1 protein-coding gene and 1 other annotated feature are annotated in these 1321 nt (G+C 62.4%); the gene reads right to left on the bottom strand.

Annotated features, from left to right (window positions below; all coding sequences use genetic code 11):
- Window positions 1-39: 39 nt before the first annotated feature.
- Window positions 40-1268, bottom strand: a protein-coding gene (locus VRS74_RS12635; protein ID WP_354145585.1) for an IS3 family transposase whose coding sequence is annotated in 2 segments (ribosomal slippage) — window positions 40-980 and window positions 980-1268 — 1230 coding nt in all. Because the reading frame shifts where the segments join, the coding sequence is not laid out codon by codon here.
- Window positions 871-987, bottom strand: a sequence feature (AL1L pseudoknot). Its footprint overlaps the gene before it by 117 nt.
- Window positions 1269-1321 lie beyond the last annotated feature (53 nt).

Raw genomic sequence — 1321 nt, 5'->3', positions numbered from 1 at the left:
TGAACCGCCCCGGGATTGCCGGAGGCCATTTGGTTTGAATTATGCCGCCATGGGGGTGTCGTCCAGCATGGCGTAGTATCGCTCTTCAGCTTCGGCAGGCGGGATATTGCCGATGGGCGCGAGCAAGCGCCGGTTGTTGAACCAGTCCAACCATTCGAGCGTGGCGTATTCCACGGCTTCAAATGATCGCCAAGGACCTCGACGGTGGATGACCTCGGCCTTGTAAAGACCGTTGATCGTCTCGGCCAAAGCGTTGTCATAGCTGTCGCCAACGCTGCCGACTGATGGCTCGATCCCGGCCTCGGCGAGGCGCTCGGTATACTTGATCGAGACATATTGGCTGCCGCGGTCGCTGTGGTGGATCAGACCGCCACGGTGAACAGGCCGCCGATCATGGATCGCCTGCTCTAGGGCATCGAGCACGAAGCCGGCATGCGCCGTCCTGCTCACCCGCCAGCCCACGATATAGCGGGCGTAAACGTCGATCACGAAGGCCACGTAGACGAACCCCGACCACGTCGCGACGTAGGTAAAGTCCGACACCCAGAGCATGTTCGGTGCCGGGGCGTGGAACTGGCGGTTCACCTGATCGAGCGGACAGGGCGCGGTCTTGTCGCTGAACGTGGTCTTCACCGGCTTACCCCGGATCACGCCCTGCAGGCCGAGATCGCGCATCAGCCGCTCCACCGTGCATCGCGCAATATCGAAGCCTTCGCGCTGCATCTGCCGCCACACCTTGCGCACGCCATAGACCTTGAAGTTGGCGTCGAACACGCGCCGAACTTCGTGCTTCATCGCCTCGTCACGCTGAGCACGTGGCGATAGGCGCGACGGATCACGACGCTGCGCCACACGCTGATGGTAGGTGGATGGGGCGATCGGCAGAACCCGGCAGATCGGCTCGACCCCATACTCACCCCGATGCTCATCAATGAAGCTGGTCATCGCTTGAATGGGCGGTCGAGCTCCGCCTGGGCAAAATATGCAGACGCCTTGCGCAGGATCTCGTTGGCCTGCCGCAGCTCACGGTTCTCGCGCTCCAGAGCCTTGAGGCGGTCTGCCAACTCGGTCGGAACGCCGGCACGCTTGCCGCTGTTCACCTCGGCCTTCTTCACCCACTCAAGCAGCGTGTGCCCCGAGCAGCCGATCATGGCGGCTATGGATGTGATCGCTGCCCAGCGGGATGAATGCTCACCTTCCTGATCCAGCACCAGGCGGACTGCCCGCTCACGCACCTCAGGGGCAAACTTGTTCGTCGTCTTGCTCATCGTAGACCCTTCCTCTCAGGAGTTAGGGCCTCCGGCAATCCCGGGGCGGTTCA

The sequence above is a fragment of the Altererythrobacter litoralis genome (genome assembly GCF_036324225.1).
Taxonomy (GTDB): domain Bacteria; phylum Pseudomonadota; class Alphaproteobacteria; order Sphingomonadales; family Sphingomonadaceae; genus Erythrobacter; species Erythrobacter litoralis_A.
The sequence above is the reverse complement of the archived record's forward strand: the minus strand, read 5'-3'. Positions and strand labels throughout refer to the sequence as shown.